At 71.9% G+C, this 25036-nt stretch carries 21 protein-coding genes, 5 tRNA genes and 1 riboswitch; of the genes, 14 read left to right on the plus strand and 12 right to left on the minus strand.

Annotation, left to right across the window (positions count from 1 at the left end):
• Positions 1-49 precede the first annotated feature (49 nt).
• Together ABD999_RS02995 and ABD999_RS03000 are read right to left on the minus strand one after the other, a co-directional pair.
• The gene (locus ABD999_RS02995) at positions 50-892 is read right to left on the minus strand and encodes an SDR family oxidoreductase (RefSeq protein ID WP_271278174.1); all 843 of its coding nucleotides are present in this window, start codon (positions 890-892) and stop codon (positions 50-52) included.
• Positions 893-920: 28 nt separating this feature from the next.
• Positions 921-1676, minus strand: a complete 756-nt coding sequence (locus ABD999_RS03000) for an IclR family transcriptional regulator (protein ID WP_148030657.1) — start codon at positions 1674-1676, stop codon at positions 921-923.
• An 80-nt stretch (positions 1677-1756) separates the two neighbouring features.
• Here ABD999_RS03000 and ABD999_RS03005 point away from each other — a divergent pair, with 80 nt between their 5' ends.
• The 6 genes from ABD999_RS03005 to ABD999_RS03030 all read left to right on the plus strand — a co-directional run bounded on the left by ABD999_RS03005 (position 1757) and on the right by ABD999_RS03030 (position 7331).
• A complete protein-coding gene (locus tag ABD999_RS03005; protein WP_148030658.1) occupies positions 1757-2914 on the plus strand; it encodes a 4-hydroxybenzoate 3-monooxygenase in 1158 nt (385 codons plus the stop codon).
• 14 nt (positions 2915-2928) lie between these two features.
• A complete protein-coding gene (pcaH, locus tag ABD999_RS03010) occupies positions 2929-3594 on the plus strand; it encodes a protocatechuate 3,4-dioxygenase subunit beta (RefSeq protein WP_148030659.1) in 666 nt (221 codons plus the stop codon).
• Positions 3594-4085, plus strand: a complete 492-nt coding sequence (locus ABD999_RS03015) for a dioxygenase family protein (protein ID WP_148030660.1) — start codon at positions 3594-3596, stop codon at positions 4083-4085. Before pcaH ends, ABD999_RS03015 begins: the two co-directional genes overlap by 1 nt.
• Positions 4086-4374: 289 nt before the next feature.
• A complete protein-coding gene (locus tag ABD999_RS03020; RefSeq protein WP_271278175.1) occupies positions 4375-5859 on the plus strand; it encodes a lyase family protein in 1485 nt (494 codons plus the stop codon).
• The gene (gene pcaDC, locus ABD999_RS03025; protein ID WP_271278176.1) at positions 5856-6989 is read left to right on the plus strand and encodes a bifunctional 3-oxoadipate enol-lactonase/4-carboxymuconolactone decarboxylase PcaDC; all 1134 of its coding nucleotides are present in this window, start codon (positions 5856-5858) and stop codon (positions 6987-6989) included. Before ABD999_RS03020 ends, pcaDC begins: the two co-directional genes overlap by 4 nt.
• A 30-nt stretch (positions 6990-7019) precedes the next feature.
• Positions 7020-7331 carry a DUF6401 family natural product biosynthesis protein gene (locus ABD999_RS03030; RefSeq protein ID WP_219547587.1) on the plus strand — a complete coding sequence of 104 codons (312 nt, stop codon included), beginning with the start codon at positions 7020-7022 and terminating at the stop codon, positions 7329-7331.
• Between the two features lie 16 nt (positions 7332-7347).
• On the opposite strand, the gene ABD999_RS03035 is transcribed toward ABD999_RS03030, so the two are convergent.
• From ABD999_RS03035 to ABD999_RS03070, 8 genes are all read right to left on the minus strand, one after another.
• Positions 7348-8268 carry a ribose-phosphate diphosphokinase gene (locus ABD999_RS03035; RefSeq protein WP_271278177.1) on the minus strand — a complete coding sequence of 307 codons (921 nt, stop codon included), beginning with the start codon at positions 8266-8268 and terminating at the stop codon, positions 7348-7350.
• 48 nt (positions 8269-8316) lie between these two features.
• Complete coding sequence (locus ABD999_RS03040; RefSeq protein ID WP_219547583.1) at positions 8317-8586, minus strand: hypothetical protein; 270 nt, start codon at positions 8584-8586, stop codon at positions 8317-8319.
• A gap of 273 nt (positions 8587-8859) precedes the next feature.
• The gene (locus tag ABD999_RS03045) at positions 8860-9675 is read right to left on the minus strand and encodes a mechanosensitive ion channel family protein (RefSeq protein ID WP_148034451.1); all 816 of its coding nucleotides are present in this window, start codon (positions 9673-9675) and stop codon (positions 8860-8862) included.
• Between the two features lie 221 nt (positions 9676-9896).
• A tRNA-Val gene (locus ABD999_RS03050) sits at positions 9897-9968 on the minus strand.
• 19 nt (positions 9969-9987) lie between these two features.
• Positions 9988-10059 (minus strand) — tRNA-Gly (locus tag ABD999_RS03055).
• A 52-nt stretch (positions 10060-10111) separates the two neighbouring features.
• Positions 10112-10182, minus strand: a tRNA-Cys gene (locus ABD999_RS03060).
• Positions 10183-10197: 15 nt separating this feature from the next.
• Positions 10198-10269 (minus strand) — tRNA-Gly (locus ABD999_RS03065).
• 86 nt (positions 10270-10355) lie between these two features.
• The gene (locus ABD999_RS03070) at positions 10356-13028 is read right to left on the minus strand and encodes an N-acetylmuramoyl-L-alanine amidase (protein WP_345482547.1); all 2673 of its coding nucleotides are present in this window, start codon (positions 13026-13028) and stop codon (positions 10356-10358) included.
• Between the two features lie 182 nt (positions 13029-13210).
• Between ABD999_RS03070 and ABD999_RS03075 the strand changes: the two genes are divergently transcribed.
• From ABD999_RS03075 to ABD999_RS03110, 8 genes are all read left to right on the plus strand, one after another.
• On the plus strand, positions 13211-13486 hold the full coding sequence (locus ABD999_RS03075) for a hypothetical protein (RefSeq protein WP_261808452.1): 276 nt from the start codon (positions 13211-13213) through the stop codon (positions 13484-13486).
• 9 nt (positions 13487-13495) lie between these two features.
• Complete coding sequence (glmS, locus tag ABD999_RS03080) at positions 13496-15316, plus strand: glutamine--fructose-6-phosphate transaminase (isomerizing) (protein ID WP_219547579.1); 1821 nt, start codon at positions 13496-13498, stop codon at positions 15314-15316.
• A gap of 97 nt (positions 15317-15413) precedes the next feature.
• A complete protein-coding gene (locus ABD999_RS03085; RefSeq protein ID WP_261808453.1) occupies positions 15414-16136 on the plus strand; it encodes an SAM-dependent methyltransferase in 723 nt (240 codons plus the stop codon).
• Between the two features lie 75 nt (positions 16137-16211).
• Positions 16212-17129 (plus strand): tripartite tricarboxylate transporter substrate-binding protein, encoded by a 918-nt coding sequence (locus tag ABD999_RS03090; protein WP_271277426.1) that lies wholly within the window; start codon positions 16212-16214, stop codon positions 17127-17129.
• Positions 17130-17161: 32 nt separating this feature from the next.
• A riboswitch (cobalamin riboswitch) is annotated at positions 17162-17358 on the plus strand.
• A gap of 91 nt (positions 17359-17449) precedes the next feature.
• Positions 17450-19615, plus strand: a complete 2166-nt coding sequence (locus ABD999_RS03095) for a ribonucleoside-diphosphate reductase subunit alpha (RefSeq protein WP_271277425.1) — start codon at positions 17450-17452, stop codon at positions 19613-19615.
• Between the two features lie 12 nt (positions 19616-19627).
• A complete protein-coding gene (locus tag ABD999_RS03100; RefSeq protein WP_148030669.1) occupies positions 19628-20623 on the plus strand; it encodes a ribonucleotide-diphosphate reductase subunit beta in 996 nt (331 codons plus the stop codon).
• Positions 20624-20643: 20 nt separating this feature from the next.
• Positions 20644-21726, plus strand: coding sequence for a mechanosensitive ion channel family protein (locus ABD999_RS03105; protein ID WP_271277424.1), 1083 nt, complete (start codon positions 20644-20646; stop codon positions 21724-21726).
• 176 nt (positions 21727-21902) lie between these two features.
• A tRNA-Pro gene (locus ABD999_RS03110) sits at positions 21903-21977 on the plus strand.
• A gap of 123 nt (positions 21978-22100) precedes the next feature.
• On the opposite strand, the gene cysC is transcribed toward ABD999_RS03110, so the two are convergent.
• Together cysC and cysD are read right to left on the minus strand one after the other, a co-directional pair.
• Positions 22101-23945 (minus strand): adenylyl-sulfate kinase, encoded by a 1845-nt coding sequence (gene cysC, locus ABD999_RS03115; RefSeq protein WP_271277423.1) that lies wholly within the window; start codon positions 23943-23945, stop codon positions 22101-22103.
• Positions 23945-24835 carry a sulfate adenylyltransferase subunit CysD gene (cysD, locus tag ABD999_RS03120; protein WP_148030671.1) on the minus strand — a complete coding sequence of 297 codons (891 nt, stop codon included), beginning with the start codon at positions 24833-24835 and terminating at the stop codon, positions 23945-23947. The genes cysC and cysD overlap by 1 nt, the downstream gene beginning before the upstream one ends.
• Between the last annotated feature and the right edge of the window lie 201 nt (positions 24836-25036).

Raw genomic sequence — 25036 nt, forward strand, 5'->3', positions numbered from 1 at the left:
TAACGGAAGGGACCGTACAGGTTAGGAGAAACCCCAGCAAAACGGCATACTACGCCCGGGTCTGCCGCTGGTAACCCTCGTCGCCGCCGTACACCCGCACATCCGGATCGCGCTCCGGCTGGTTCGCCGGGCTGGTCGGCGACGCGGTGTGCTCCTCGGCGAAGTCGTCCGACAGTTCGGCCGCCGGCGTCAGCCACTCCCGCCACCCGAGCGTGCCCAGCGGGGCGTTCCTGACCATCAGCCAGCCCGCCCGCTGCTCGGCCGCCGCCTTGCCGGGATAGCGCACCCGCGGGCACAGACGGCGCAGCCCGCGCGCCCTGAGCCAGGTCCTGACCAGCTCGGAGGTGCTGAGCACCTCCGGCCCTCCGTACGCGAGCGCCGCCCGGCGCGGCTCGCCCGCCAGCAGCCCCGTCAGGTAGCCGGCCACCTCCCGGGCGTCCACCGGCTGCCAGGGCAGCGACGGGTCCACCGGGAGCACGGGGGAGGCGGCCCACTGCCGCAGCAGCAGGTCCAGCGACTGGTGCAGGTGGCTGTGGCGGACGAGGGTCCAGCCCAGGCCGCTGCTCCTGACGACGCGCTCGGCGTCCTCCCGGCGCCGGCGCTCCCGCCCGGTCGCCGGCGCCGCCACCCGCAGCAGGTGCGGCACGCCCGCCCCGCACGCGGCGGCCACCAGCGCGCGAGCGGCCGCCGGGTCCGCGCGCCGCTCAGGCAGGAGCAGGACGGCGTCGCAGCCGCGCACGGCGTCCTTCACCCGCTCGCCGGGGAACCACCGGGAGTCCCCGCCCTCACGGGGTCCCCGGCCCAGCGCGCGGACCTCGTGACCCGCCTTGACCAGGGCGGGCACGGTCGCCCTGCCCAGCGCCCCGCCCGCTCCCGACATCAGAATGCGCATGCCGGGCTACTACCCCCGACCTGCGGGTTCAGGCGGCGGCGGAGTACGACTCGGCGATGCCTCCCGCCGCCGTGCGCAGGATGTCGACCAGGCGCGGCAGCTCGCGGGCCCGGCGGGACGCCAGCACGATGCCCAGCGCGGCGATGGCCCGGCCCTCCACCAGCACCGGGGCGGCGGCCGAGCAGGAGCCCAAGGTCATCTCCTCGTACGTGAGCGCGTATCCCTGGGCGCGGACCGTGGACAGCTCGCGGGCCAGCCGGCCGGGCTCGGTGATGGTGTGCGGGGTGGGCCGCTCCAGCTCGCGCGCCAGATAGGCGCGGACGAACCAGTCGGGCTCGTAGGCCAGCAGCGCCTTGCCCACCCCGGTCGGGTGCATCGGCAGCCGCCCGCCCGCCCTGGACACGATCGGCACCGCCCGCCGCCCGTACACCTTGTCGACGTACAGCACCTCCAGGCCCTCGCGGACGGCCAGGTGGACGTTCTCGCCGGTGCCGGCGAACACCTCCTGCAGCCACGGGTGCGCCAGGTCCTGCAGCCGGCCGGGCGCGAGCTGCCCCAGCTCCCACAGCCGCAGCCCCACGCTCAGCCGCCCGTCGGGGCCGCGGCCGAGCGCCTGCCACCGCTCCAGCTCGCCCACCAGCCGGTGCGCCGTCGTCAGCGGCACCCCGCTGCGCGCCGCCACCTCGGTGAGCGTCAGCCGTGGGTGCGCGGCGTCGAACGCGCCGAGGATCGCCAGGACCTTGGACGTCACGCTCCTGCCCGGCTCCCGTGCTCCACCTGCCATGCGCCCATCCTCGCAGGATTCTTCCGCTCAGTGGAAGCGCCCCCTCGATCCGCGGGGCGGGAAGGCAGGATGCTTTCCGCATGCGGACTCAGGTAGGGATCATCGGAGCCGGGCCCGCCGGCCTGCTTCTGTCTCACCTGCTCCACCTGCGCGGCATCTCCTCGGTGGTGCTGGAGAGGCGTAGCCGCGACTACGTCGAGCGGCGCGTCCGCGCCGGGGTGCTGGAGCAGGGCACGGTGGACACGCTCGTCGAGGCGGGCGTCGGCGGGCGGATGCTCCGGGAGGGGCTGCCCCACCACGGCATCGAGCTCAGGTACGGCGGCGCGGGACACCGCGTCCCGTTCGAGAAGCTGGTGCCCGGCCGGGCCATCACCGTGTACGGGCAGCAGGAAGTGGTCAAGGACCTCATCGCCGCCAGGCTGGAGGCGGGCGGCGACATCCGGTTCGAGGTCGAGGACGTGGCGCTGCACTCCCTGGAGGACCGGCCCTACCTGACCTTCGGCGGCGAACGGCTCGACTGCGACGTGATCGCCGGCTGCGACGGCTTCCACGGCGTGTCCAGACCGGCCGTGCCCGAGGGCGTGCTGACCGCGTATGAACGCGAGTACCCGTTCGCCTGGCTCGGCATCCTCGCCAACGTCGCGCCCTCGTCCGAGGAGCTCATCTACGCGCGCAACGAGCGCGGCTTCGCCCTGCACAGCATGCGCTCGCCCACGGTCAGCCGCTTCTACCTGCAGGTGCCGCCGGACGCCGACGTCGACGACTGGCCCGACGGGCGCGTCTGGGACGAGCTGAAGGCCCGCCTGGAGACCGTGCCGGGCTTCACCCTCACCACCGGCGAGATCGTGGAGAAGGGCGTCACACCGATGCGCTCCTTCGTCGTGGAGCCCATGCAGTACGGCAGGCTCTACCTGGCCGGCGACGCCGCCCACATCGTGCCGCCCACCGGCGCCAAGGGCCTCAACCTGGCCGTCGCCGACGTGCGCGTGCTGACCGAGGCGCTGGCGGCGTACTTCGAGGACGGCTCGGCCGAACTGCTCGACGGCTACTCCGCCGCCTGCCTCAAGCGGGTCTGGCGGGCCCAGCACTTCTCCTGGTGGATGACGACGCTGCTGCACACGTTCGACTCCGACGACGCCTACGGGCGGCGGCTGCAGCTCTCCTACCTGGACTACGTGACCTCGTCCGAGGCGGCGGCGACCACCTTGGCGGAGAACTACGTCGGCTACGAATGGTGACCGAAGGACAGACCATGACTCATCCGCCCTACCTGTATCCCGGCTACCAGAGCACCGTGCTGCGCGCCCCGTCGCGGCCCCCGGTGGCGTTCAAGGCCGACCCCGACGCGATCGAGCTGAGCAGCCCCGTCTTCGGGCACGACGAGGTCGGCTCCCTGGACGCCGACCTGACCCGGCAGCACGCCGGCGAGCCGATCGGTGAGCGGATCATCGTCACCGGCCGCATCCTGGACGACGGCGGACGCCCGGTCCGCGGCACGCTCGTGGAGGTCTGGCAGGCCAACTCCGCCGGACGGTACGCGCACGCGGGCGACCAGCACCCGGCCCCGCTCGACCCGAACTTCACCGGCGCCGGCCGCTGCCTCACCGACGACGAGGGCCGCTACCGGTTCGTCACGATCAAGCCTGGCGCGTACCCGTGGCGCAACCACCCGAACGCCTGGCGGCCCGCCCACATCCACTTCTCGGTGTTCGGCACCGCCTTCACCCAGCGGCTCGTCACCCAGATGTACTTCCCCGGCGACCCGCTCATGCCGTTCGACCCGATCATGCAGTCCATCCCGGACGAGGCGGCCCGCCAGCGGCTCGTGTCCTCGTACGCGCACGACGTCACCCAGCCCGAGTGGGCGCTCGGCTACACCTTCGACGTCGTCCTCGGCCGTACCCCCATGGAGTCCTGATGCCCGCGACCCCCTCGCAGACCGTCGGCCCCTTCTTCGCGCACGCGCTCCCGTACGAGCACGACTGGGAGCTCGTCCCCGAGCGGCACCCGGAGGCGATCACGCTCACCGGCCGCGTCTGGGACGGCGCCGGCGAGCCGGTCCCGGACGCGCTGCTGGAGCTGTGGCTCGGCCGCACCGGCGACCGGGGCGCGCTCCGCCGCGGCGACGGCGGCGTGTCCGGATTCGGCCGCTGCGCCACCGATCCCGACGGCCGCTACCGCTTTCGAACCATCCGTCCCTCCGGGCCGTACCTCTCCTTGCAGATCTTCGCCCGCGGCCTGCTGCGCTCCGTCCTGACCCGCGTGTACCTGGAGGACCTTCCTGACCCGCTCCTGGACGGACTCGACCCGGCCAGGCGTGCGACACTCCTCGCGACGGGGAAGGGGGACACCTACGAGTTCGACGTACGCCTGCAGGGCGAAGGGGAGACGGTGTTCCTTGACTTCTGACGACACCCCCGACACCGCGTCGGGGGGTTCCGGCGCTCCCTCCGGGGGTTCTGGTGCTGCCTCCGGCGGTGCGGTAGCGGGCGCGTCGGGGGGTTCCGGTCCTGCCTCCGGGGGCTCCGGTCGCGCGGCAGCGGGCGCCTCCCGAGGTTCTGGTGCCGCTTCCGGGGGTTTCGGCGGTGCGGCAGCGGGCGCGTCCCGAGGTTCCGGTGCCGCCTCCCGGGGGACCGCCGCCGGCGCGGGTAGCTCCGGAGAGGTTTCGGGGGCGCTCGATACCGGGCTCCTGGCGCCGGTGCGTGCGGGCGTCCGCGTCGAGGAGTTGACGTCCGACCAGGCCTGGGTACGGGCGATGCTGGACGCCGAGGCGGCCTTGACCCGAGCGCAGGCGCGGGCGGGCCTGGTGCCGGAGGAGGCGGCGGCGCTGATCGGCCGCGCGGCGGCGGAGCTGGACGTGGACGTGCCCGCCCTGGCCCGACGCGCCCGCCGGTCGGCCAACCCCGTCGTGCCGCTGGTGTCCGACCTGCGCGAGGCCGCCGGCGCGGCGGCCTCCCACGTGCACCTGGGCGCCACCAGCCAGGACATCCTGGACACCGCCGCGATGCTGGTCGCCCGCCGGGCGTCCGAAGCCATCCTCGCCGACCTCGACGCCGTCGCGGCGTCCCTGGCCGGGCTGGCGGAACGGCACCGCACCACGGTGATGGCCGCCCGCACACTGGGCCAGCAGGCCGTCCCCACCACCTTCGGCCTGAAAGCGGCCACCTGGCTGGCAGGCGTCCTGCGCGCCCGCGACCGCCTGGCGGCCGTCCCCCTCCCCGCCCAGCTCGGCGGGGCCGCCGGCACCCTCTCCGCCCTCACCGAAGCCACCGAAGGCCCTCCCACGAGCGCCCAGTCTCCCGAAGGAGCGGAGGCCGCGGGGACATCCCTTCCAACTCCACACCAGCCCGGCGAAGGCCGTTCCCCTTCCGCCCTCACCGAAGCCGCCGAAGGCGCTTCCGCGAGGGCGCAGTCTTCCGAAGGAGCGGGAGCCGCAGAGACCCCCTCTCCCACTCCACACCAGCCCGGCGAAGGTCGTACGAGTGAAGGGCGGGCGGCCTCTGGCGTCGGTGAACACCCGCCTTCGGTAGGGGAACGGGCCCTGCGCGTCGTCGAGTTGTTCGCCCAGGAGACCGGGCTGGTCGCGCCCGAGATCCCGTGGCACGCCGAACGGTCGGTCGTCGCCGACCTGGGCGCGGCGCTGGCCGGTGTGTCGACGGCGCTCGGCAAGATCGCCGCTGACGTCGTGCTCATGTCGCAGACCGAGGTCGGCGAGGTGGCCGAGGCGTCACCGGGCGGCTCGTCCGCCATGCCGCACAAGCGCAACCCCGCCCTGTCCGTCCTGATCCGCGCCGCCTCGCTCCAGGTCCCCGTCTACGCGCAGGCGCTGGCCCAGGTGGGGGAGCACGAACGCGCGGCGGGCGCCTGGCAGGCCGAGTGGAGCCCGCTCCGCGAGTGCCTGCGGCTGACCGGCGGCGCCGCGGAGACCGCCGCGGAACTGACCGCCGGCCTCCAGGTCTTCCCGGGGAAGATGCGCGCCAACGCCGGGCTCACCGGCGGCCGCATCGTCTCCGAACGCCTGGCCGCCCACCTCGGCCGGGACGCGCTCACCGAGACGCTCCGCCGGGACGGCTCCCTCGACGCCCCCGCCGACCTGCTGGACCCGTCCGGCTACCTGGGCGCGGCCCCGGCCCTCACCGACCGAGTCCTGGCCGCGTACCGAGACAGAGAAGGACACCAGTGAAGCTCCATCATCGCGTCGACGGCCCCGCCGGCGGGCCGCTGCTCGTGCTCGGCCCGTCGCTGGGCACCACCTTGGACGTCTGGAAGCCCCAGCTGCCGGCGCTGACCGACCGGTGGCGGGTGCTCCGGTACGACCTGCCGGGGCACGGCGGCTCGCCCGCGGCCGGCGGGTTCACACTCGACGACCTGGCCCTGGCCGTGCTCGACCTCGTGGACGAGCCGTACTTCGCCATCGGCGGGATCTCGGTCGGCGGCGCGGTCGCCGCGACCGCCGCGCTCAGGGCGCCGGAGCGGGTGCGGAGCCTGATCATGTGCTGCTCGTCCGCCAGGTTCGGCGAGCCGGGCCCCTGGCGGGAGCGGGCGGCACAGGTACGGACCGCGGGCGTGCGGTCGCTCGGGCCCGTGCTGGCCTCACGCTGGTTCACCGACGGGTACGACGGAGGCTGGGTCATCGACATGCTCGGCCAGGTCGACGACGAGTCCTACGCCGCCTGCTGCGAGGCGCTGGCCGGTTACGACCTGAGGACCGGGCTGCCGGAGATCGCCGCGCCCGCGCTGATCATAGCGGGGGCCGACGACCCGGCGACGCCGCTGGAGCACGCGCTCACCCTGACCACCGGCATCCCGGGCGCCCTGCTCGCGGCCATCCCGGCGGCCTCGCACCTGGCGACCGTCCAGCGTCCGGTCCCGGCGACGGCCGCGATCCTGCGCCACCTCTCCGACACCTGGCCGGCGGGCGCGGGCAAGGCCGCGGGGGAGAGCCGGGCCGACGGGATGCGGACCCGGCGCGAGGTGCTCGGCGGCGCGCACGTCGACCGGGCCAACGCCGCCATCACCGACTTCACCCGCGACTTCCAGGATTTCATCACCCGCTACGCCTGGGACGAGATCTGGAACCGTCCCGGCCTCGACCGGCGCGCCCGCAGCGTCGCCACGCTCACCGCGCTGGTGGCGCGCGGTCACATGGAAGAGCTCGCGATGCACGTACGGGCGGCTCTGCGGAACGGTCTGACCCGCGAGGAGATCAAGGAGGTGCTGCTGCAGACCGCCGTCTACTGCGGGGTCCCGGCGGCCAACTCGGCCTTCGCGGTGGCGCAGCGCACGCTCGCGGACATCGACGCCGAAGGGTAAAGGGGTTTTGGGGTGGTTTATGGTTTAAAGGTGCATTTCGAGGATGGGTGGGCGGCTGCGCCCCTGCAGTGGGTGATGGGGGAGCTGGGCCAGGACCAGCTCGCCAGGATGGCCACCGACCCCGCGCTGGTCGCCGCGGTGGACCAGCACGCCGCGATCCTGCGGGACACGATCCCGCTCGACCCCGAGATCCTGGGCGACTACGTGCTGGGCTTCCTGGACGGACTGCGCGAGTGGGGCTGGTTCTACGACGGCCTGCCCGACCCCCCGGCGCTCCGCCTGACGGCCGCGTGCTGGCTCGCCCACCGGCACGGCTTCCTCACCGGCGACCTCCCCGCCTGAGCCGTCCGCCGGACCGTCATGCCCGCGCCGGCAGTTGGTCCAGCGGCTCGTTCCGGTACAGGCGCCCGATGGCATCGGCCAGGAGCGGCGCCACCGAGCACACATCAAGCGGCATCCCCGAGTCGGGCCGCTGCGCGACGGTGTCGGTGACCAGGATCCGCCGGATCGTGGCACGGCTGAGGCGCTCGGCCGCCGATGCCACGAACAACCCGTGCGTCGCCACCACCACGATCTCCGGCGCGGCACCGTGGCCGGCCACCACCTCCGCGGCAGCCTCGATAGTGCCGCCGGTACTGATCATGTCGTCGACGATGACCACCGGACGATCCCGTACATCCCCCACCAGTTCCTCGGCGACCACACGTGTCCCGCTCAGCCTGGTCTTGCGCACCACCGCCACAGGACACGACAGCAGAGCGCCGTAATGCTCCGCCAGCTTGACCGCGCCGAGATCAGGCGCCACCACCACGGCCTCGTCCGGCACCTGCTCCCCCAGCACGCGGGCGAGGGCTGGCACGGCCGTCAGCATCTCCACCGGAACAGCGCAGATCGCCTCCAGCGCGGTCGTGTGCGGATCCGTCACGATCAGACGCCGCATCCCGGCCGAAGCGAGCGCGTCCGCGACGACGCGGATTCCGATCGCCTGCCCGGACCGGCCACGACGGTCCTGACGGGCGTACCCGAAGTACGGCATGACCGCGGTGATCTGCGCCGCGCCCGCCCGACGGCAGGCGTCGATCAGCAACAGCGACTCCATCACGTGCTCGTTGACCGGCGGGCTCGTGGGTTGGACCAGATAGACGTCCGCACCCCGCATCCCGCCCACGACGGGCCGGAGCTCTCCGTCCGGAAATCGCTCCACCGCCGCGGAGACCGGCGCGATGCCGAGAATCCCGGCCACGGAGCCGGCCAGCACGTGGTTGGCCGTTCCCGCCACGATCTGCAGTGTCATCGGTGTGGTCCACCTCCGCTCCTGGCGGGGCGCCTACCCCTCGCTGCCCTCGCTCCCCCTCCGGCCCAGGCCGGCTGCGAGCAGCAGCTCGTGGGCGAGTCGTGCGGCCCGCTCCGCATGCGGCTGCCCGGGCTCCTCCACCGGCGGGCTCTCCAGGCCGCGGGCCAGGGCCAGACTCGCCTCCGCCAACGCCTGGAGCTGCTGGTCGACTTTGTCGGCCCGGGCCCTGAGAGCGTTCAGCTCGGCCTCGAGCGCATGAGTTCGTTCTTCTGAAGAAACCACGTCAGGCTGGGGCTCGGACATCTGACCCACCTCTCAGGAAGCGCTCGCTCTGCTTTCCCCCTGCCCAGGGTCGGCGCGGTGTCACAGCGTCCAGACCTCCTGACCGCCTGATGGTGATGCGGAGAGGTCGGTGGGCGGGATCTCGAACCGCCCGCTCGCCTCTGCCATGAGCTCGTTCAGCCTTCGGGTGCGGCTCCGTCGCCTGTGACCAGCACGGCCCCCGGTGAACGCCGGGGTCGCGGCCGGGCCGAGTCGGCCCGGCCGCCCCTGCATCGTCCCGGAGGGCGGCAGGAGTCAGGGCTCCCGGATGTCCGGCCGGGTGGAGCCGACCGTCCCGGTGCCGGTCTGCGGCGTGATCCGCTGCTCCGACGTGCCGCGCTCGGCCATCTCCTCGGGCGTCATGGCACGGGCGTGCTCACGCCCCTGCTGGTACGCCTCCGCGTGCGCCCTGGCCTGCGGCGCCTCCTCCTCGATCCGGCTGAGCCAGCGCTCCCACCGCTGCTGCATGGGCCGCACGAGCCCGCCGCCGACGCCGATGGCCGCGATCGCGCCCACTGTGGCGAGCGCCGCGATCAGGACCGGGGTGGTGACCGCCGTGGCCACGCCGATCTGGTTGAGCGCGGCGATGATACCCAGCGCCCAGATGAACACTTCCGCGGCCACGGCCAGCAGGCGGCCGTAGGACAGCCCGCCGAGCGCGCCCCTGATGATGTCGCCGACGGCCTTCGCGATCGCGCCGGCCACCACGATGATCACGATGGCCACGATCGCCATGGGCAGCCACGCCACCACGGCGTTCAGAAGCGCGGAGATCGGGTTCGGCCCGAACACGCTGAACGCGATCTGCAGGGTGACCAGGATGATCGCATAGAAGACGATCCTGGCGAGCAGGCTGCTCGCGTCGTACTGGCTGCGCTCCAGCCACCTCTGCACGCCACTGCGCTGGACGGCCCGGTCGAACCCGACCCGCTCCAGAACCTTGTCGACGACCTTCTCCAGTAGCTTCGCCACGATCCAGCCGATGATGAGTATGACCAGGAACGCGATGAGTCTTGGTACGAATGTCGCGATCATTCGCCAGGCATCGGATATGCCCTGGCCTATGTTGATGTCCACGGTTTCCCCCTCCGAGGAGCCAATGTCAGCGCGCTACCCGCTCGGAGTGGCTATATGCACGCAGCGTGACATAATCTGCGCAGAAGCGGCCAAATGGTAAACAGAGCGTGATGATGGACGCCCTTGAGGTCAAGGCCGCTCGATGATTCGCCCTGGCCCGGTGCAACGAGAAAGCCCCAGACCTGGCGGGTGCCAGAATCTGGGGCTTTGTGGGGTGGACGATACTGGGATTGAACCAGTGACCTCTTCCGTGTCAGGGAAGCGCTCTCCCGCTGAGCTAATCGTCCGTATTGAGTTGTCACTCAGAGCGGAAGACGGGATTCGAACCCGCGACCCTCACCTTGGCAAGGTGATGCTCTACCCCTGAGCCACTTCCGCATGGCACTGCTCTTACCTTAGCGGATTCTCGTGAGATCCGCCGAACCTGCCGAGGTGGAGACGGGATTTGAACCCGTGTAGACGGCTTTGCAGGCCGCTGCCTCGCCTCTCGGCCACTCCACCAGGAGTTGAACTCCGAGCGGAAGACGGGATTCGAACCCGCGACCCTCACCTTGGCAAGGTGATGCTCTACCCCTGAGCCACTTCCGCGTGTCTCCGGCGCCAGCCGGTTACGAAGAAAACCATATCGCTTTCCGGGAGTGCCCGTGTCCATGGAGCAGCTCCCGGGGCGAAAATCAGCGGATGAGGCGGACGTCCTCCGCCTTGACGAACGCGACGCGGTGGCCGAGCTGGATCTGGTGGTAGCGCTGCCTGCCCCTCACGGTGACGTGGCTCGCGGGCTTGTATCCGGCCGCATGGTACGAACCGGTCAGGGTGTCGCCGACCGTGTACGCCTCGCCGGGGCCGATCCGGTACGGGAGCGCGACGTGAGGCTGGTAGGCGACTCCCGTGCCGCGATAGGCCGACTTCTCCGGGTAGGCGCGCCCGTACACCTTGACGTCCGGGTTGCGCGGGACCACCACGGGGCCGCGGGCGCGGACGGCGGTCGGGTGCTCGTGCGGGTCGTGGAACCAGGCACGGCGGCCGAGATACCAGATGGCCGTCCAGTCGCCGCGCCGCCCGGCCACCGCGAACCGCTGCCCGGCGGAGGCGCGGGCGCTGTGGTCGTAGACGCTGTACGTGCTGGGCTCGCCGACGCGCTTGCCGATGTCGTCCACCAGCGGCGCGTCGTGGCGGGGCGCCGTGTGCAGCCACACCGCGGACGCGCCGTGCGGCGGGCACGGGCGGTCGGGCTTGGCGCTCTTGCAGCCGGTGAAACGCGGCCGGTGCTCGTCGTACTCCGGCAGGATCAGGACGGATCCCCCACGCCCGGGCCGTTCCCGCACAACCCTGCCGAACCCGACCCCATCACGCACGACCGAGCTTGCGGCGGTCTGGTCGCGCATGGAGGTCTGGTCGCGCACGACCGGGCCGCTCTGACCGTGCACGACCGCGTCCGCCGCGGCCTGATCAAGCCCGATGGTGTCGGCGGCGGTCTGATCACGCGCGGCCGGATCCGCGGCGGTCCGGTCAAGCGCGGCTAGGTCTGCAGGGGTGTGGTGGTGGGTGGCGGGGTCCGCAGTGGTCTGGTCATGTGCGGCCGGATCCGCAGGGGTGTGGTGGTCCGCGGCGGTTCCGTCGTGCGCGGTCGGGTCCGCGGCGGTGTGGTGCATGGGCAGGTCTGCGGTGGTGTGGTCGCGTATGGCTGGGGCCGCCGGAGGCTGGGCGTGGGAGGGACTGGTCGTGTCGGGGTGGTCTGGTTCTTCGCCGTACGAGGTGGCGGGCTCGTCGGTGGCTGCCTTCCTCAGAGTGTCGAGTCGCCGGGGGCGCTTGTCGAAGGGGGCGTCGAGCAGGTCGAAGTAGTGGGCCCAGTCCCAGTAGGGGCCGGGGTCCTCGTGCATGGTCGCGAGGGTGTCCGGGGTGGTGCCGGGGACGTTGTCGTGGCCCAGGATGTGGGCCCGGTCGAGCGGGATGTCGTGCTCGGCGGCCAGGTGGCGGACCAGCCGGGCCGACGCGCGGTACATGGCCTCGGTGTACCAGGTGCCGCCCCTGGCCAGGTAGCCCTCGTGCTCGATGCCGACCGAGCGGGTGTTGACGTCCCAGTTGCCGGCGTGCCAGGCGATGTCGCGGGTCTTCACGTGCTGGGCGATCTGGCCGTCGCGGGAGCGGATCGTGTAGTGCCAGCTCACGTACTCCGGGTCGCGGATCAGGCGTGGGATGCCCCGGAAGGGGCCCTCGGTGTCGTGGATGACGATGTAGTCGATACGGCGGGGGCGGCTCATGCGGTCGTGGTTGCCGTAGTCCTGCTCGCCGGTCCTGGCGTACGCGGCGGGCATCCACCGGCACTCCAGCGACGGCGGGCACTCGGCCCCCTCCCCCGGATCGGTCGGACGGACGGGGGAGCGGAGCGCGGGGTGCGCGGGCAGCCGGACCAGGGAGCCGTCGTCCGCCCGTCGGGCCGCGCCGTCGCGGATCACCCGCAGGACCTCGTCGGCGAACGCGCGTGAGCCCGAGTAGCGGGCGACCGCGGCGTGCCAGCGGGCCGGGTCGGCGCTGGGCACGCCCTGGTAGGACGCGAGCAGGGCGGCGCCGGCCCGGATGTTCGCGGCGGCGTCCCTCCGCAGCCGCTCGACGCTGACCCCCGTCAACCGCGCGGCCTCCCCAAGAGTCGCCCCCCAGTCGCCTCCGGACGAGGCCGCCTCTCCCGAGGTCACTCCCCGATCGCCGCTTCCGGACCGTGCCGCTTCGCCCGCGGTCGCGCCCTGGCCGCCGCTTCCGGACCGTGCCGCTTCGCCCGCGGTCGCGCCCTGGCCGCCGCTTCCGGACCGTGCCGCCTCGCCGCGGGTCGCGCCCCGATCGCCGCTTCCAGGGCGCGCCGCCTCTCGCCGATCGCCGTTTCCGGTCCGCGCCGCCTCTTTCGAGGTCGCTCGCGGGGAGCCGGATGCCGGCCGGGTGGTCTCGTGGGGCGTCGTCCCCTTGTCTTCCGCAGGGACCGTCGTCAGGGCGCCGGACAGTGCGGCGGGTTTGCCCGGGGGATCCAGGTGCGGGCGGGGGCGGGCGGAGTCGCCGCGGGCGTCGCCGTGCTGGTGGCCCGGTGCGGCGGCGCGGGGGAGGTGGCCGTGCGGCCGGCCGCCGGAGCGGGGGCCGGCGCCCGTGATGAGCGCGGGGTCCAGCAGGTGCATGGGGCCGTAACCGCCCGCCGTGGAGGGCTCGCCCGCGTGCGCGTCCCAGCGCGACTGCAGGTACGACACGCCCAGGAGCACGCTGACCGGCACCCCGTACTCCCGGGCCGCCGAGGCGAAGTCGTCCTGGCGTCCCCCCGGCTGGCCGGCCAGGACGGCGGCGGCGACGGCGACCTGCAACAGCATGACGGACCTCCACGCGACGGTACGACGCGAACACTGTGCGTCACCATTCCCGCGCCCGCATGGGATCTACCTAAAGCCGCACACCTGATTGGGAGAAGCTGAGCCCTCGCCGGAGCTGATTTCTGCCCGATATCGGGCAGGATGTTGGCGTGTCTCGTTCCATCTGCGTAATGTCCTCGTCTGTGTCTACGGCGCGGCATCCCTACGAGGACCTCATCGTCCACCTCACCCGGACGAGCCCGCTCGGGCCCGGCGAGGCGGCGCGCGTGGTGGCCGACGTGCTGTCGTACTTCTCCGAGCCCTCGGAGGAGTTCGTCCGGCGTCGCCACGGGGAGTTGCAGGCCCGTGGCTTCACCAACGATGAGATCTTTCCCAGGATCGCCGCCGAGCTGAGGGCCCGCCGGGTGGCGGCGCCCGAGCTGTCGCTGCGGCAACTGCGCCGGATCGTCTACGGATAGGAGACTCGGATGTGCGGAATCGTCGCGTACGTGGGGCCGAAGGACGCGGCACCCATCCTGCTCGAAGGGCTGCAGCGGCTGGAGTATCGCGGCTACGACTCGGCCGGGATCGTCGTCTCCAGCAAAGGACTCAAGGTCCGCAAGGTCAAGGGCAGGGTCGCCGACCTGGCCAAGGTGGTGCCGGCCAGGTTCAAGGGCGCTCTCGGCATCGGCCACACCCGGTGGGCGACGCACGGCGTGCCCAGCGACGAGAACGCGCATCCGCACCTGTCGGGCGATGAGCGCATCGCGGTGGTGCACAACGGCATCATCGAGAACGCCGGGGAGCTGCGGGCCAAGCTCGTCGCCGACGGCGTGGAGTTCCGGTCCGAGACCGACACCGAGGTGCTCGCCCACCTGATCGCCGCCGCCGTCGACGAGAACGACTCCCTTGAGGAGGCCGTACGCAAGTCGCTCAAGAGCGTCGTCGGCACGTACGGGATCGCGGTGATCGACGCCGAGCGGCCGGGCGAGGTGGTCGTGGCCCGCAACGGCAGCCCGATCGTGCTCGGCATCGGCGAGAAGGAGATGTTCGCCGCCTCCGACGTGGCCGCGCTCGTCCGCTACACCCGCCAGGTGGTCCACCTGGAGGACGGCGAGCTGGCCGTGCTGCGCGCCGACGGGTTCCACACCTTCGCCAGCGACGCCCGCGAGACCGCCAAGGAGCCGCTGACCGTCGACTGGGACGCCGGCCACTACGACACCGGCGGCTACGAGCACTACCTGCTCAAGGAGATCTCCGAGCAGCCCGAGACCACCGCCCGCACGATGAGCGGCCGCCTGGACGAGCGCTTCAACGTGGCCCACCTGGGCGGGCTCAACATGAACGCCCGCGAGACCCGCTCCTTCCGCCGGGTGAAGGTCATCGGCTGCGGTTCGGCGTACTACTCCGGCCAGATCGGCGCCCAGCTGATCGAGGAGCTGGCCCGGATCCCGGCCGACGCCGAGCCCGCCAGCGAGTTCCGCTACCGCAACCCCGTCGTCGAGCAGGACACGCTCTACGTCGCCATCAGCCAGTCCGGCGAGACCTACGACACGCTCGCCGCCGTGCAGGAGCTCAAGCGCAAGGGCGGCCGGGTGATCGGCATCGTCAACGCGGTCGGCAGCGCCATCGCCCGCGAGGTCGACGGCGGCGTCTACCTGCACGCGGGCCCCGAGGTGTCGGTGGCCTCGACCAAGGCGTTCACCTCGACCGCGGTCGCGTTCGCGCTGCTCGCCCTGCACCTGGGCCGGGTGCGCGACCTGTCTCCGGCCGACGGCCGGCGCATCTGCGAGGGCCTGCGCAGGCTGCCGGGCCAGATCGAGGAGATCCTCACCCAGGGCGACAAGATCGCCGAGCTGGCTCAGAAGTACGCCAAGCACGCGAGCATGATGTTCGTCGGCCGGGTCCGCGGCTATCCGGTGGCCCGCGAGGGCGCCCAGAAGCTCAAGGAGATCTCGTACGTGCACGCCGAGGCCTATCCGGCCAGCGAGCTCAAGCACGGCCCGCTCGCGCTGATCGGCCCGGAGATGCCGACGGTGGCGGTCGTCCCCGACGACGAGCTGCTCGACAAGAACCTCACCACGCTCGGCGAGATCCGCGCCCGCGGCGGCAGCGTGCTGATGGTCGGCCACCGCGAGCCGGACACCAAGCTGGCCGAGGACTGCATCGTGGTGCCCAAGAACGAGATCGAGCTGGACCCGATCCTGCTCACGATCCCGCTCCAGCTGCTGGCCTACCACGCCGCGGTGGCCCTCGGCAGGGACGTGGACAAGCCGCGCAACCTGGCCAAGAGTGTCACGGTGGAATAGCGGCAAGAGGGGGTTAGCAAACCCTTACCGTTCGGCTGGGTCATAGTCGGAATCCGGCCGGTGTCGCCCCGGGAGGGGAGCGCCTAGGGTCGAAAATGTGCCCCAGTCCGACCCCGACACTCCCAATCTCGCCCGAATGTACGACTACCTGCTCGGCGGCAAGGACAACTTCGCGGTCGACCGCGAGGCCCTGGACCGGCTGGCGGACCTGATACCGGAGGCGGTGCCGCAGGCGCGCGCCGCCAGGGAGTTCCTCCAGCGTGCGGTCCGCTACGCCGCCGCGCAGGGCGTCACCCAGTTCCTGGACGTGGGCAGCGGCCTGCCCACCCAGGGCAACGTGCACGAGGTGGTCCCGGACGCCAGGGTCGTCTACGTCGACCACGACCCGGTGGTGGCCGCGCACGGCCGCGAACTGCTGGAGGAGCAGGCCGGGGCCGTCTTCGTGGAGGCCGACCTGCTCGACCCCGCGCGGATGCTGGACGGCGCCGCCGGCTTCCTCGACCCGGCCAGGCCGGTCGGGGTGCTGCTGGTGTCGGTGCTCCACTTCGTGCCCGACAGCATGAACCCGCACGCCGTGGTCGCCCTCCTGCGGGAGGCGCTGGCGCCGGGCAGCCACCTGGCGATCGCGCACGCCACCTCGTCGGGCGACGCCCCGGCGGGCGGCACCGGCCGGGGACCGGAGGAGATCCAGGCGTTCTTCGGTGACTTCGTCATGATCGAGCCCGGTCTGGTGCAGGCCCACGAGTGGCGGCCCGACCGGCCACGCCTGGTCGGCGCCACGCGGCTGCCGCTGCTGGCCGGGATGGCCTGGAAACCTTAGTAGGTGATATCCGGCATGTGTAACTCTGCGTGATCTGTAAATAACCTGAAGTGGACACTTCGGGGGAGGCGGGTCATGCGGCGCAGGCGGTTCCTCGTGACAGGCCTGGGAGTGGCCGCCTGCCTGGCCGGCTGCGGTGACCGCCACGCCGGACGCGCGCCCGGCGCGTACGAGATCCTCGGCGGCGGCGAGCGCTGGAGCCGCGTCGCCGAGGCGTTCACCCAGGTGGCCCGCGGGGCCGGCTACCCGGTCGGCGGGGCCGGGCCGGTCACCACGATCACCATCACCGGGCTGCCCGCGCTCGCCGCCGCCGAGCTGAACGCGGCCGAGTCGCCCCTGCACGGCACCACCCCGCTGGCCCGGCTGGCCGGCGAGGTCGAGGTGGTGCTGGTGCCGCGCGACTCGGGTCTGGCCACCTTCGACGCGTTCGGCGCCCGCCTGCGCGCCGACCCCACGGGCACCCCGCTCGCCGGCGGGCCGCAGGGCGCCCCCGACCATCTGCTGTTCGGGCTCATCGCCCGCGGGCTCGGCGCCGACACCCGGCAGGTGGACTACACCGGCTACCCCGGCATCTCCGAGGTCGCCGCCGCGCTGCTCGCCGGCCGCGCCGTCGCCGCGACGGGCCCGCTCGCCGGCTGGCGCCCGTACATCGACCGGGGCCGGGTCCGGGTGCTGGCCGTGTCCTGTGCCGAGCGGTTCCCCGGGCTGGACGCGCCCAGCCTGCTGGAGCTCGGGGTCCGGGTGGACTTCGCGAGCTGGTGCGCCGCCGTCGGGCCCGGCGGCATGCCGCAGGAGAGCCGGGAGGCGGCCATCGGCATGTGCGAGGAGGTGACCGGCTCGCCCGGCTGGCAGCGTACCTGCCGGGAGGGCGACTGGATGCCGATCCCGCTGGCCGGCGACCGCTTCGCCGCCTGGGTCGTCTCCGAGGTCCGCCGCACCAAGGCCGTGCTCCGCGATCTCGGCCTCCTCGAAAGCGGCAAGGGCACAACATGATGTGGCGGTTGCGAAAGCAGCCACTAGATGTAGGATCTCGATCGTTCGCCGGTTCGCCCCCGCCCGGGGCGGAGCAAAAGGGAACCCGGTGCGATTCCGGGGCTGCCCCGCAGCGGTGAGCGGGAACGACCGCCGTCAACGAGCACTGGAAAGATCCGGGAAGCGACGGCCAGTAGGAGAGTGCGAGACGCCCGCGAGCCCGAAGACCTGCCGGCGATGGACCATGTCCAGGGCCTCGAGGGAGGGCCCGGGGGCCTAGCGGCGTGCGCCGCCGTGCTCTCGCGCGCCCTCACGGGGATGAGCTCGCGAGGAGAGAGCACGTGACACAGATCGTCGAGGGTGATCGGCGCCTGGCCATCGAGGAGGCCGCCGCCCGGGTGATCGCCGACCCGGCGAACTCGCGGGTGGCCGCCGGGCTGCTCGCCGAGGAGATCGCCGAAGAGGCGGCCGCGCACGGGGTGCGTTCGTTCTCCGGCTCGATCGCCGCCACCCACGCGGCGGGGCTGATCCAGGACGGCCTGGCGGAGTTCGTCGCCGCGCACGCCGCCGAGCTGGACGCGCTCGTCTCGGACGCCGCCGACGAGCGGTTCGAGTACTTCGGGCTGCGCACCGTCTACGACCGCTACCTGCTGCGCCACCCGGTCACCCGGACCGTGCTGGAGCGGCCCCAGCACTTCTTCCTGCGGGTCGCCTGCGGGCTGTCGGAGACCGTCGCGGAGGCCGCCGAGCTCTACCGGCTGATGGCGACGCTGTCCTACCTGCCCAGCTCGCCGACGTTGTTCAACGCGGGTGCGCGCCGCCCGCAGCTCTCGTCGTGCTTCCTGCTCGACTCGCCGCGCGACGAGCTGGAGGCGATCTACGACCGGTACGCGCAGGTCGCCCGGTTGTCGAAGTACGCGGGCGGCATCGGCATCTCGTGGACCCGGGTCCGCTCGCGCGGCTCGCTCATCCGGGGCACCAACGGCCACTCCAACGGCATCGTGCCGTGGCTGCGCACCCTCGACGCCTCGGTCGCGGCGGTCAACCAGGGCGGCCGGCGCAAGGGCGCGGCCTGCGTCTACCTGGAGACCTGGCACGCCGACATCGAGGAGTTCCTGGAGCTGCGGGACAACACCGGCGAGGACGCCCGCCGCACCCACAACCTCAACCTGGCCAACTGGGTGCCGGACGAGTTCATGCGCCGCGTCGAGGCCGGTGAGGACTGGTCGCTGTTCGACCCCAAGGACGTCCCCGACCTGCCCGACCTGCACGGCGAGGCGTTCACCCGCGCCTACCGGGCCTACGAGGCCGAGGGCCGGCACACCCGGCGGATCGCGGCCAGGACCCTGTACGGGCGGATGATGCGGACGCTCGCGCAGACCGGCAACGGCTGGATGACGTTCAAGGACACGGCCAACCGCACCTCCAACCAGACCGCCCGGCCGGAGAACGTCATCCACCTGTCCAACCTGTGTACCGAGATCCTGGAGGTCACCAGCGACGCCGAGACCGCGGTGTGCAACCTCGGCTCGGTCAACCTCGCCGCCCACCTGGACGGGCGCGACGGCCTCGGCTGGGAGCGGCTGCGCGCCACCGTCCGGACGGCCGTGCGCTTCCTGGACCGCACCATCGACCTGGGCTTCTACCCGACGCCCGAGGCCGGGGCGGCCAACCGGCGCTGGCGGCCGATCGGGCTCGGCGTGATGGGGCTGGCCGACGTGTTCTTCGCGCTCCGCCTCCCGTTCGACTCGCCGCGGGCGCTGGAGCTGTCCACCCGCATCGCCGAGGAGATCGCGCTGGCGGCCTACGACACCTCGGCCGACCTGGCCGCCGAACGCGGGCGGCATCCCTCGTACGACGAGACCCGCGCCGCGGCGGGCGTGCTGCACCCCGACCACTACGCCGCCGCCGGCTCGCCGCGCTGGGACGCGCTCCGCGAGAAGATCGCCGCCACCGGGCTGCGCAACTCGCTCATGATCGCCATCGCGCCGACCGCCACCATCGCGTCCATCGCCGGCTGCTACGAGTGCATCGAGCCGCAGGTGTCCAACGTGTTCAAGCGCGAGACGCTGTCCGGCGAGTTCCTCCAGGTCAACCGCTATCTGGTGGCCGACCTGCGGGAACGCGGGCTGTGGACGCAGGCGACGCGCGACGGGCTGAAGCGCGCCGACGGGTCCGTGCAGCACCTGCCGGGCATCCCCGACGACCTCAAGCTGCTCTACCGCACCGCCTGGGAGCTGCCGCAGAAGGCGCTCATCGACCTGGCCGCCGCCCGCCAGCCGTACGTCGACCAGGGCCAGTCGCTCAACCTGTTCATGGCCGCCCCCACCATCGGCAAGCTCTCGTCGATGTACGCCTACGCGTGGAAGCAGGGTCTGAAGACCACCTACTACCTGCGTTCCCGCCCGGCCACCCGCATCGCGCAGACCACCGTCCAGCCGGCCGCCGCCGTCGAGCAGGTGGCCTGCTCGCTGGAGAACCCCGACGTCTGCGAAGCCTGCCAGTAAGGAGATCCCCTCATGCTTCTCGATCCCGGAATGGACCTCACCCTGCGCCCGATGCGCTACCCGGACTTCTACGAGCGCTACCGGGCCGCCATCCGCAACACCTGGACGGTGGAGGAGGTCGACCTGCACTCCGACGTGGCCGACCTGGCAAAGATGACCGCCCAGGAACGGCACCTGATCAACCGGCTGGTCGCGTTCTTCGCCACCGGTGACTCGATCGTCGCCAACAACCTGGTGCTCAACCTCTACCAGCACGTCAACGCCCCCGAGGCCCGGCTCTACCTGAGCAGGCAGCTGTTCGAGGAGGCGGTGCACGTGCAGTTCTACCTGACGCTGCTCGACACCTACCTGCCCGACCCGGACGAGCGGGTCAAGGCGTTCGCCGCGATCGAGCACATCCCGTCGATCCGCGACAAGGCCGAGTTCTGCTTCCGGTGGATCGACTCCATCGGCGACCTGCGGAGTCTGGAGAACGCGGGCGACCGGCGGCGGTTCCTGCTCAACCTCATCTGCTTCGCCGCCTGCATCGAGGGCCTGTTCTTCTACGGCGCGTTCGCGTACGTGTACTGGTTCCGCTCCCGCGGCCTGCTCAGCGGGCTGGCCACCGGGACGAACTGGGTGTTCCGCGACGAGTCCATGCACATGGAGTTCGCGTTCAGCGTCGTCGACACCGTCCGGGCCGAGGAGCCCGAGCTGTTCGACGAGGAGCTGGGCGAGCAGGTCGGCCGCATGCTGGAGGAGGCGGTCGCCGCCGAGCTGGCCTTCGCCCGCGACCTGTGCGGCGACGGCATGCCCGGGATGTCCGCCGAGCAGATGCGCGCCTACCTGGAGTACGTCGCCGACCAGCGGCTGGTCAGGCTGGGCATGCCCCGCCGCTACGGCACCGAGAACCCGTTCGCCTTCATGGAGCTCCAGGACGTGCAGGAGCTGGCCAACTTCTTCGAACGCCGGGTGTCCGCTTATCAGGTGGCGGTTGAGGGCAATGTGAGTTTTGACGAGAACTTCTGAATCTTCGGGGGGTCGCTCACGTGCAGTTCTCCAGCGCCTGGCTGAACCTGGCCGGCGCGATGATCGGGGCGGTCATCGTCCTGGAGCTGACCCGGCAGGTGCTCCTCAGGGTCGGGCGCAAGTGGACCTTCAGCAGCCGCCTGGTCAAGCACTGCCACTGGCCGGTGGTGACGACCGTCCTGCTGATGACGTTCAACATCATGTTCTACCCGCTGATGATCGGCCCTGAGCCGCAGCAGCGGGCGTTCGGCGAGTCCGTCGAGCGGGTCGTCACGCTGCTCATCATCGGCGCGGCGACCTGGCTGATCATCCAGGCGACGTACGCGTTCACGGACGTCGCCCTGGAGCGCCTGGACCTCGTGGAGGGGGAGCGCAACCGGCGGGCCCGCCGCATGAAGACGCAGATCACGCTGGTGCGCCGGGTCGCCACCGCGACCGTCGTGGTGATCGCGTTCGGCGCGATGCTGTTCACCTTCCCGCAGGTGCGGGCGCTGGGCGCGGGTCTGCTCGCGTCCGCGGGCATCGCCGGCGCGGTCGTCGGCATCGCCGCCCAGCCGACGCTCGGCAACATGCTCGCCGGGCTGCAGCTCGCCTTCAGCGACGCGCTGCGCCTGGACGACGTCGTCGTGGTGCAGGAGGAATGGGGCAGGATCGAGGAGCTCACGCTCACCTACGTCGTGGTGCGGCTGTGGGACGAGCGGCGCCTGGTCCTGCCGGTCTCCTATTTCACGCAGACCCCGTTCGAGAACTGGACCCGGCACGGCAGCCGGGTCCTCGCCGTCGTCTACCTGCGCGTCGACTGGTCGGTGCCGGTCGGGAAGCTGCGTGAGGAGCTCTACCGCTACCTGCAGACCAACCCGCTGTGGGACCAGAAGGACTGGACCCTCCAGGTCACCGACATCCAGCTGAACGGCCTGGTCGAGCTGCGCGCGCTGATGAGCGCCGCGGACTCGGCCTCCGCGTGGGATCTCAAGTGCGACGTGCGCGAGCACCTCATCACGTACGTGCGCGAGAACCATCCCGAGGCCATGCCCCGCTTCCGCGTCGAGTCGCCCGAGACCCGCGCGGACGTCCCCTGGCCCGGCGAGCCCGGTTCGCCGTAAAACCGCTGGCGCTCCGGCCGATCATCGGTCTAGCGTTGACAGCGTCAAGACCGAGGAGAAAGGGGGCGAGCAGTGACCGGCCTGAAGCGCGAACCGCTTCCCCCGTCTCCCGGCGCCTGCCCGGCATCCGGCTGACCCGACCGGGCCGCCGGGGTTCACAGGCGGTTCTTCACCACCCGAGTGTGGGGCAGCTTGGCAGCCCGCCTGCCTTGGGAGCAGGAGCGTCGCAGGTTCGAATCCTGCCACTCGGACACCGGCCCTGAAAGAAGAGGGCCGCGGGCACTGATCTGGACCGGCGGGAGTGGCGACCCCCGGCCGGACACGGCCCTCCGCCCCGGGCACGGCCCACGCCAGCCCGGCCCGGGGCCCACCTCTCAACCCTGCAGCAGTCCGGCCAGCTTCTCCGCCACCTCGTCGGGCGATCCGGAGCCGTCGACCACCAGGTCAGGGTGCTCCGGCGGTTCGTAGGCCTGGCCGAGGCCGGTCATGTTGGGCAGCCTGCCGGCCTTCGCCTGGGCGTACAGGCCCTTCGGGTCCCGGCTCGCGCACACCTCGGGCGGGGTGTCCACCCAGACCTCGGCGAAGTCACCCGGCGGGAACAGGCTCCGCGCCGCCGCCCGGTCCGTCCGGAAGGGCGAGACCAGCGCGACGATCACGATCAGCCCGGCGTCCAGCAGGATGCGGGTCAGCTCGGCGACCCGGCGCACGTTCTCCGCCCGGTCTCCCTGGGTGAACCCGAGGTCTCTGTTGAGTCCGCTGCGGACGTTGTCGCCGTCGAGCACGTACGTGTGCAGCCCCATGCCGTGGAGCCGCCGCTCCAGCGCGTTGGCGATGGTCGACTTCCCGGAGCCCGGCAGACCGGTCAGCCACAGCACCTTGGCCCGCTGCCCCTTCAGCTCCTGCCTGGCGTCGCGGTCGACGGTGAAGGTCTGCCGGACGACGTTGCGGCCGCGCCGCAGCGCGTGCCGGACCATGCCGGCCGCCACCGTCTCCTTGCTGACCCGGTCCACGAGCAGGAAGCTGCCGGTGTCCCGGCACTCCTGGTAACCGTCCAGGCAGAGAGGGGTGTCGGTGGCCAGCTCGACCGTGCCGATGTCGTTGAGGCCGAGGGAGCGCGCGGCGAGCCGCTTGCCGGACACCACTTCCATCCGGCCGCGCACGGCCGTGACCGTGGCGGGCACGGTCCGCGGCCCGGCCAGCATCAGGTAGGAGCGGCCGTGCCGCAGCGGCTCCTCGGCGGTCCAGATCAGGGTGGCGGAGTACGCCGTGGCCGGGGACAGCCCGTCGCCGAGGGCTTCCGGCGTGGTCAGCAGGTCTCCGCGCCGGACGTCGACGTCGTCGGCCAGCGTCACCGTCACCGGGGTGCCGGGGGCGGCCTGGTCGAGGTCGCCGCCGCCGGGGCCGATCAGCCGGTCGATCCTGGACGCGACCCCGCTGCCGGCGACCGCGACGGCGTCGCCCCGCCGGACGGGGGCGCCGATCACCGTGCCCGCGAAACCGCGGAAGTCGTCCGCCCGGATCACGTACTGGACGGGCAGCCGGTAGCCGCCGGCGTCGTCCGCCCGCGACCCCTCGGCCGGCTCCCACTCCGACAGCGCGCCGAGCAGCGTCGGCCCGTCGTACCAGGGCAGGTTCGGCGAGGGCTCGACCACGTTGTCGCCCTGGACGGCGCTGGCCGGGATCACGCTCGCCGCCATGTCGAGGCCGTTCGCCGCCGCCAGGACCTCGCTCGCGAGCTTCTCGAACACCGCCTGGTCGTAGTCCACCGCGTCGAGCTTGTTCGCCACCGCGATGACCGCCCGCACACCCATCAACGCGCAGATCGCCAGGTGTCTGTGGGTCTGCTCGCGGACCCCCTTGGTGGCGTCGACGAGTAACACGGCGACGTCCGCGGTGGACGCCGCGACGGCCATGTTACGGGTGTACTGCTCGTGTCCCGGCGCGTCGGCGATGATCACCCGGCGCCCGGACGGCAGGTCCAGGAAGCGGTGGGCGACGTCGATGGTGATGCCCTGCTCGTGCTCCGCCTCCAGCCCGTCGGTCAGCAGTGAGTAGTCCACCGCTCCCGCCGCGATCGTGGAACCGCCGCGTCTGGTCCGCCGCGCGTAGTCGAGCTGGTCGTCGGTGGCGCCGCCGGTGCCGGCGAGCAGCCGGCCGATGAGGGTGGACTTGCCGTCGTCGACCGAGCCGCACGCGACCACTCGAAGCATGGAGATCATCAGAAGTATCCCTCCGACTTCTTGCTCTCGATGGAGGTGCCGCCCTCACCGTCGATGAGCCGGCCGGCGCGTTCGGACCTGCGGTCGCGTCTCATCTCGTCGATGACCTCGTCGACGGTCGCCGCCTTCGACTCGACCGCCGCGGACAGCGGGTAGCAGCCGAGTGTGCGGAACCGTACGTGGCGCAGTCGCGGCTCTTCGCCGGGCTCCAGCGGTAAGCGTTCGTCGTCCACCATGATCAACGAGCCGTTCCGCTCGACGACCGGGCGGGGTGCGGTGAAGTACAGCGGCACCACGGGGATGTCCTCTCGCTTGATGTAGCGCCAGACGTCCAGCTCCGTCCAGTTCGACAGCGGGAACACCCGCATCGTCTGGCCCTCCGCCAGCTCGGTGTTCGCCCGCCACCAGAACTCCGGACGCTGCGAGCGCGGCTCCCAGCGATGACCGGGCTCACGCAGAGAGAAGATCCTCTCCTTGGCCCGTGACCGCTCCTCGTCGCGTCGCGCGCCGCCGATCGCGGCGTCGAACCCGCCGTCGTCGAGCGCCCGGCGCAGCGTGACGGTCTTCATGATCCGGGTGTACTCGTGAGCGCCGTGGGTGAACGGCGTGGCTCCCTCGGGGTTGGTGTGCACCCGCAGGTCGAGCCCCAGCCGCTCGGCCGTCTCGTCCCGGAAGGCGATCATCTCGCGGAACTTCCAGCCGGTGTCGACGTGCACCACGGGGAACGGCATCCGGCCCGGCGCGAACGCCTTCATCGCCAGGTGCAGCAGCACCGAGGAGTCCTTGCCGATCGAGTACAGCAGCACCGGGCGGCGGAACGCGCCGGCGACCTCGCGCAGCACATGGATCGCCTCGGCTTCGAGCATGTCCAGGACGTCTTCTCCGGCCATGTGCAGACCCTCCGTCGTCGCTGTGCCAGATAGACCGTCTTCGCGGCCGTACGTGTCTATAGTAACCTATAAATAGGTGATATCGGGTTACTCGGTCTCACGCAAGACCCGGACCGGCCGAGCGGAGGAGAGGTCATCAACTTCCCAGGACGCGCGGCCGGAAACGCTACGAACAACCAGATCGGCGGTGTGGCGGATGAA

The sequence above is a fragment of the Nonomuraea ferruginea genome (assembly GCF_039540635.1).
Taxonomy (GTDB): domain Bacteria; phylum Actinomycetota; class Actinomycetes; order Streptosporangiales; family Streptosporangiaceae; genus Nonomuraea; species Nonomuraea ferruginea.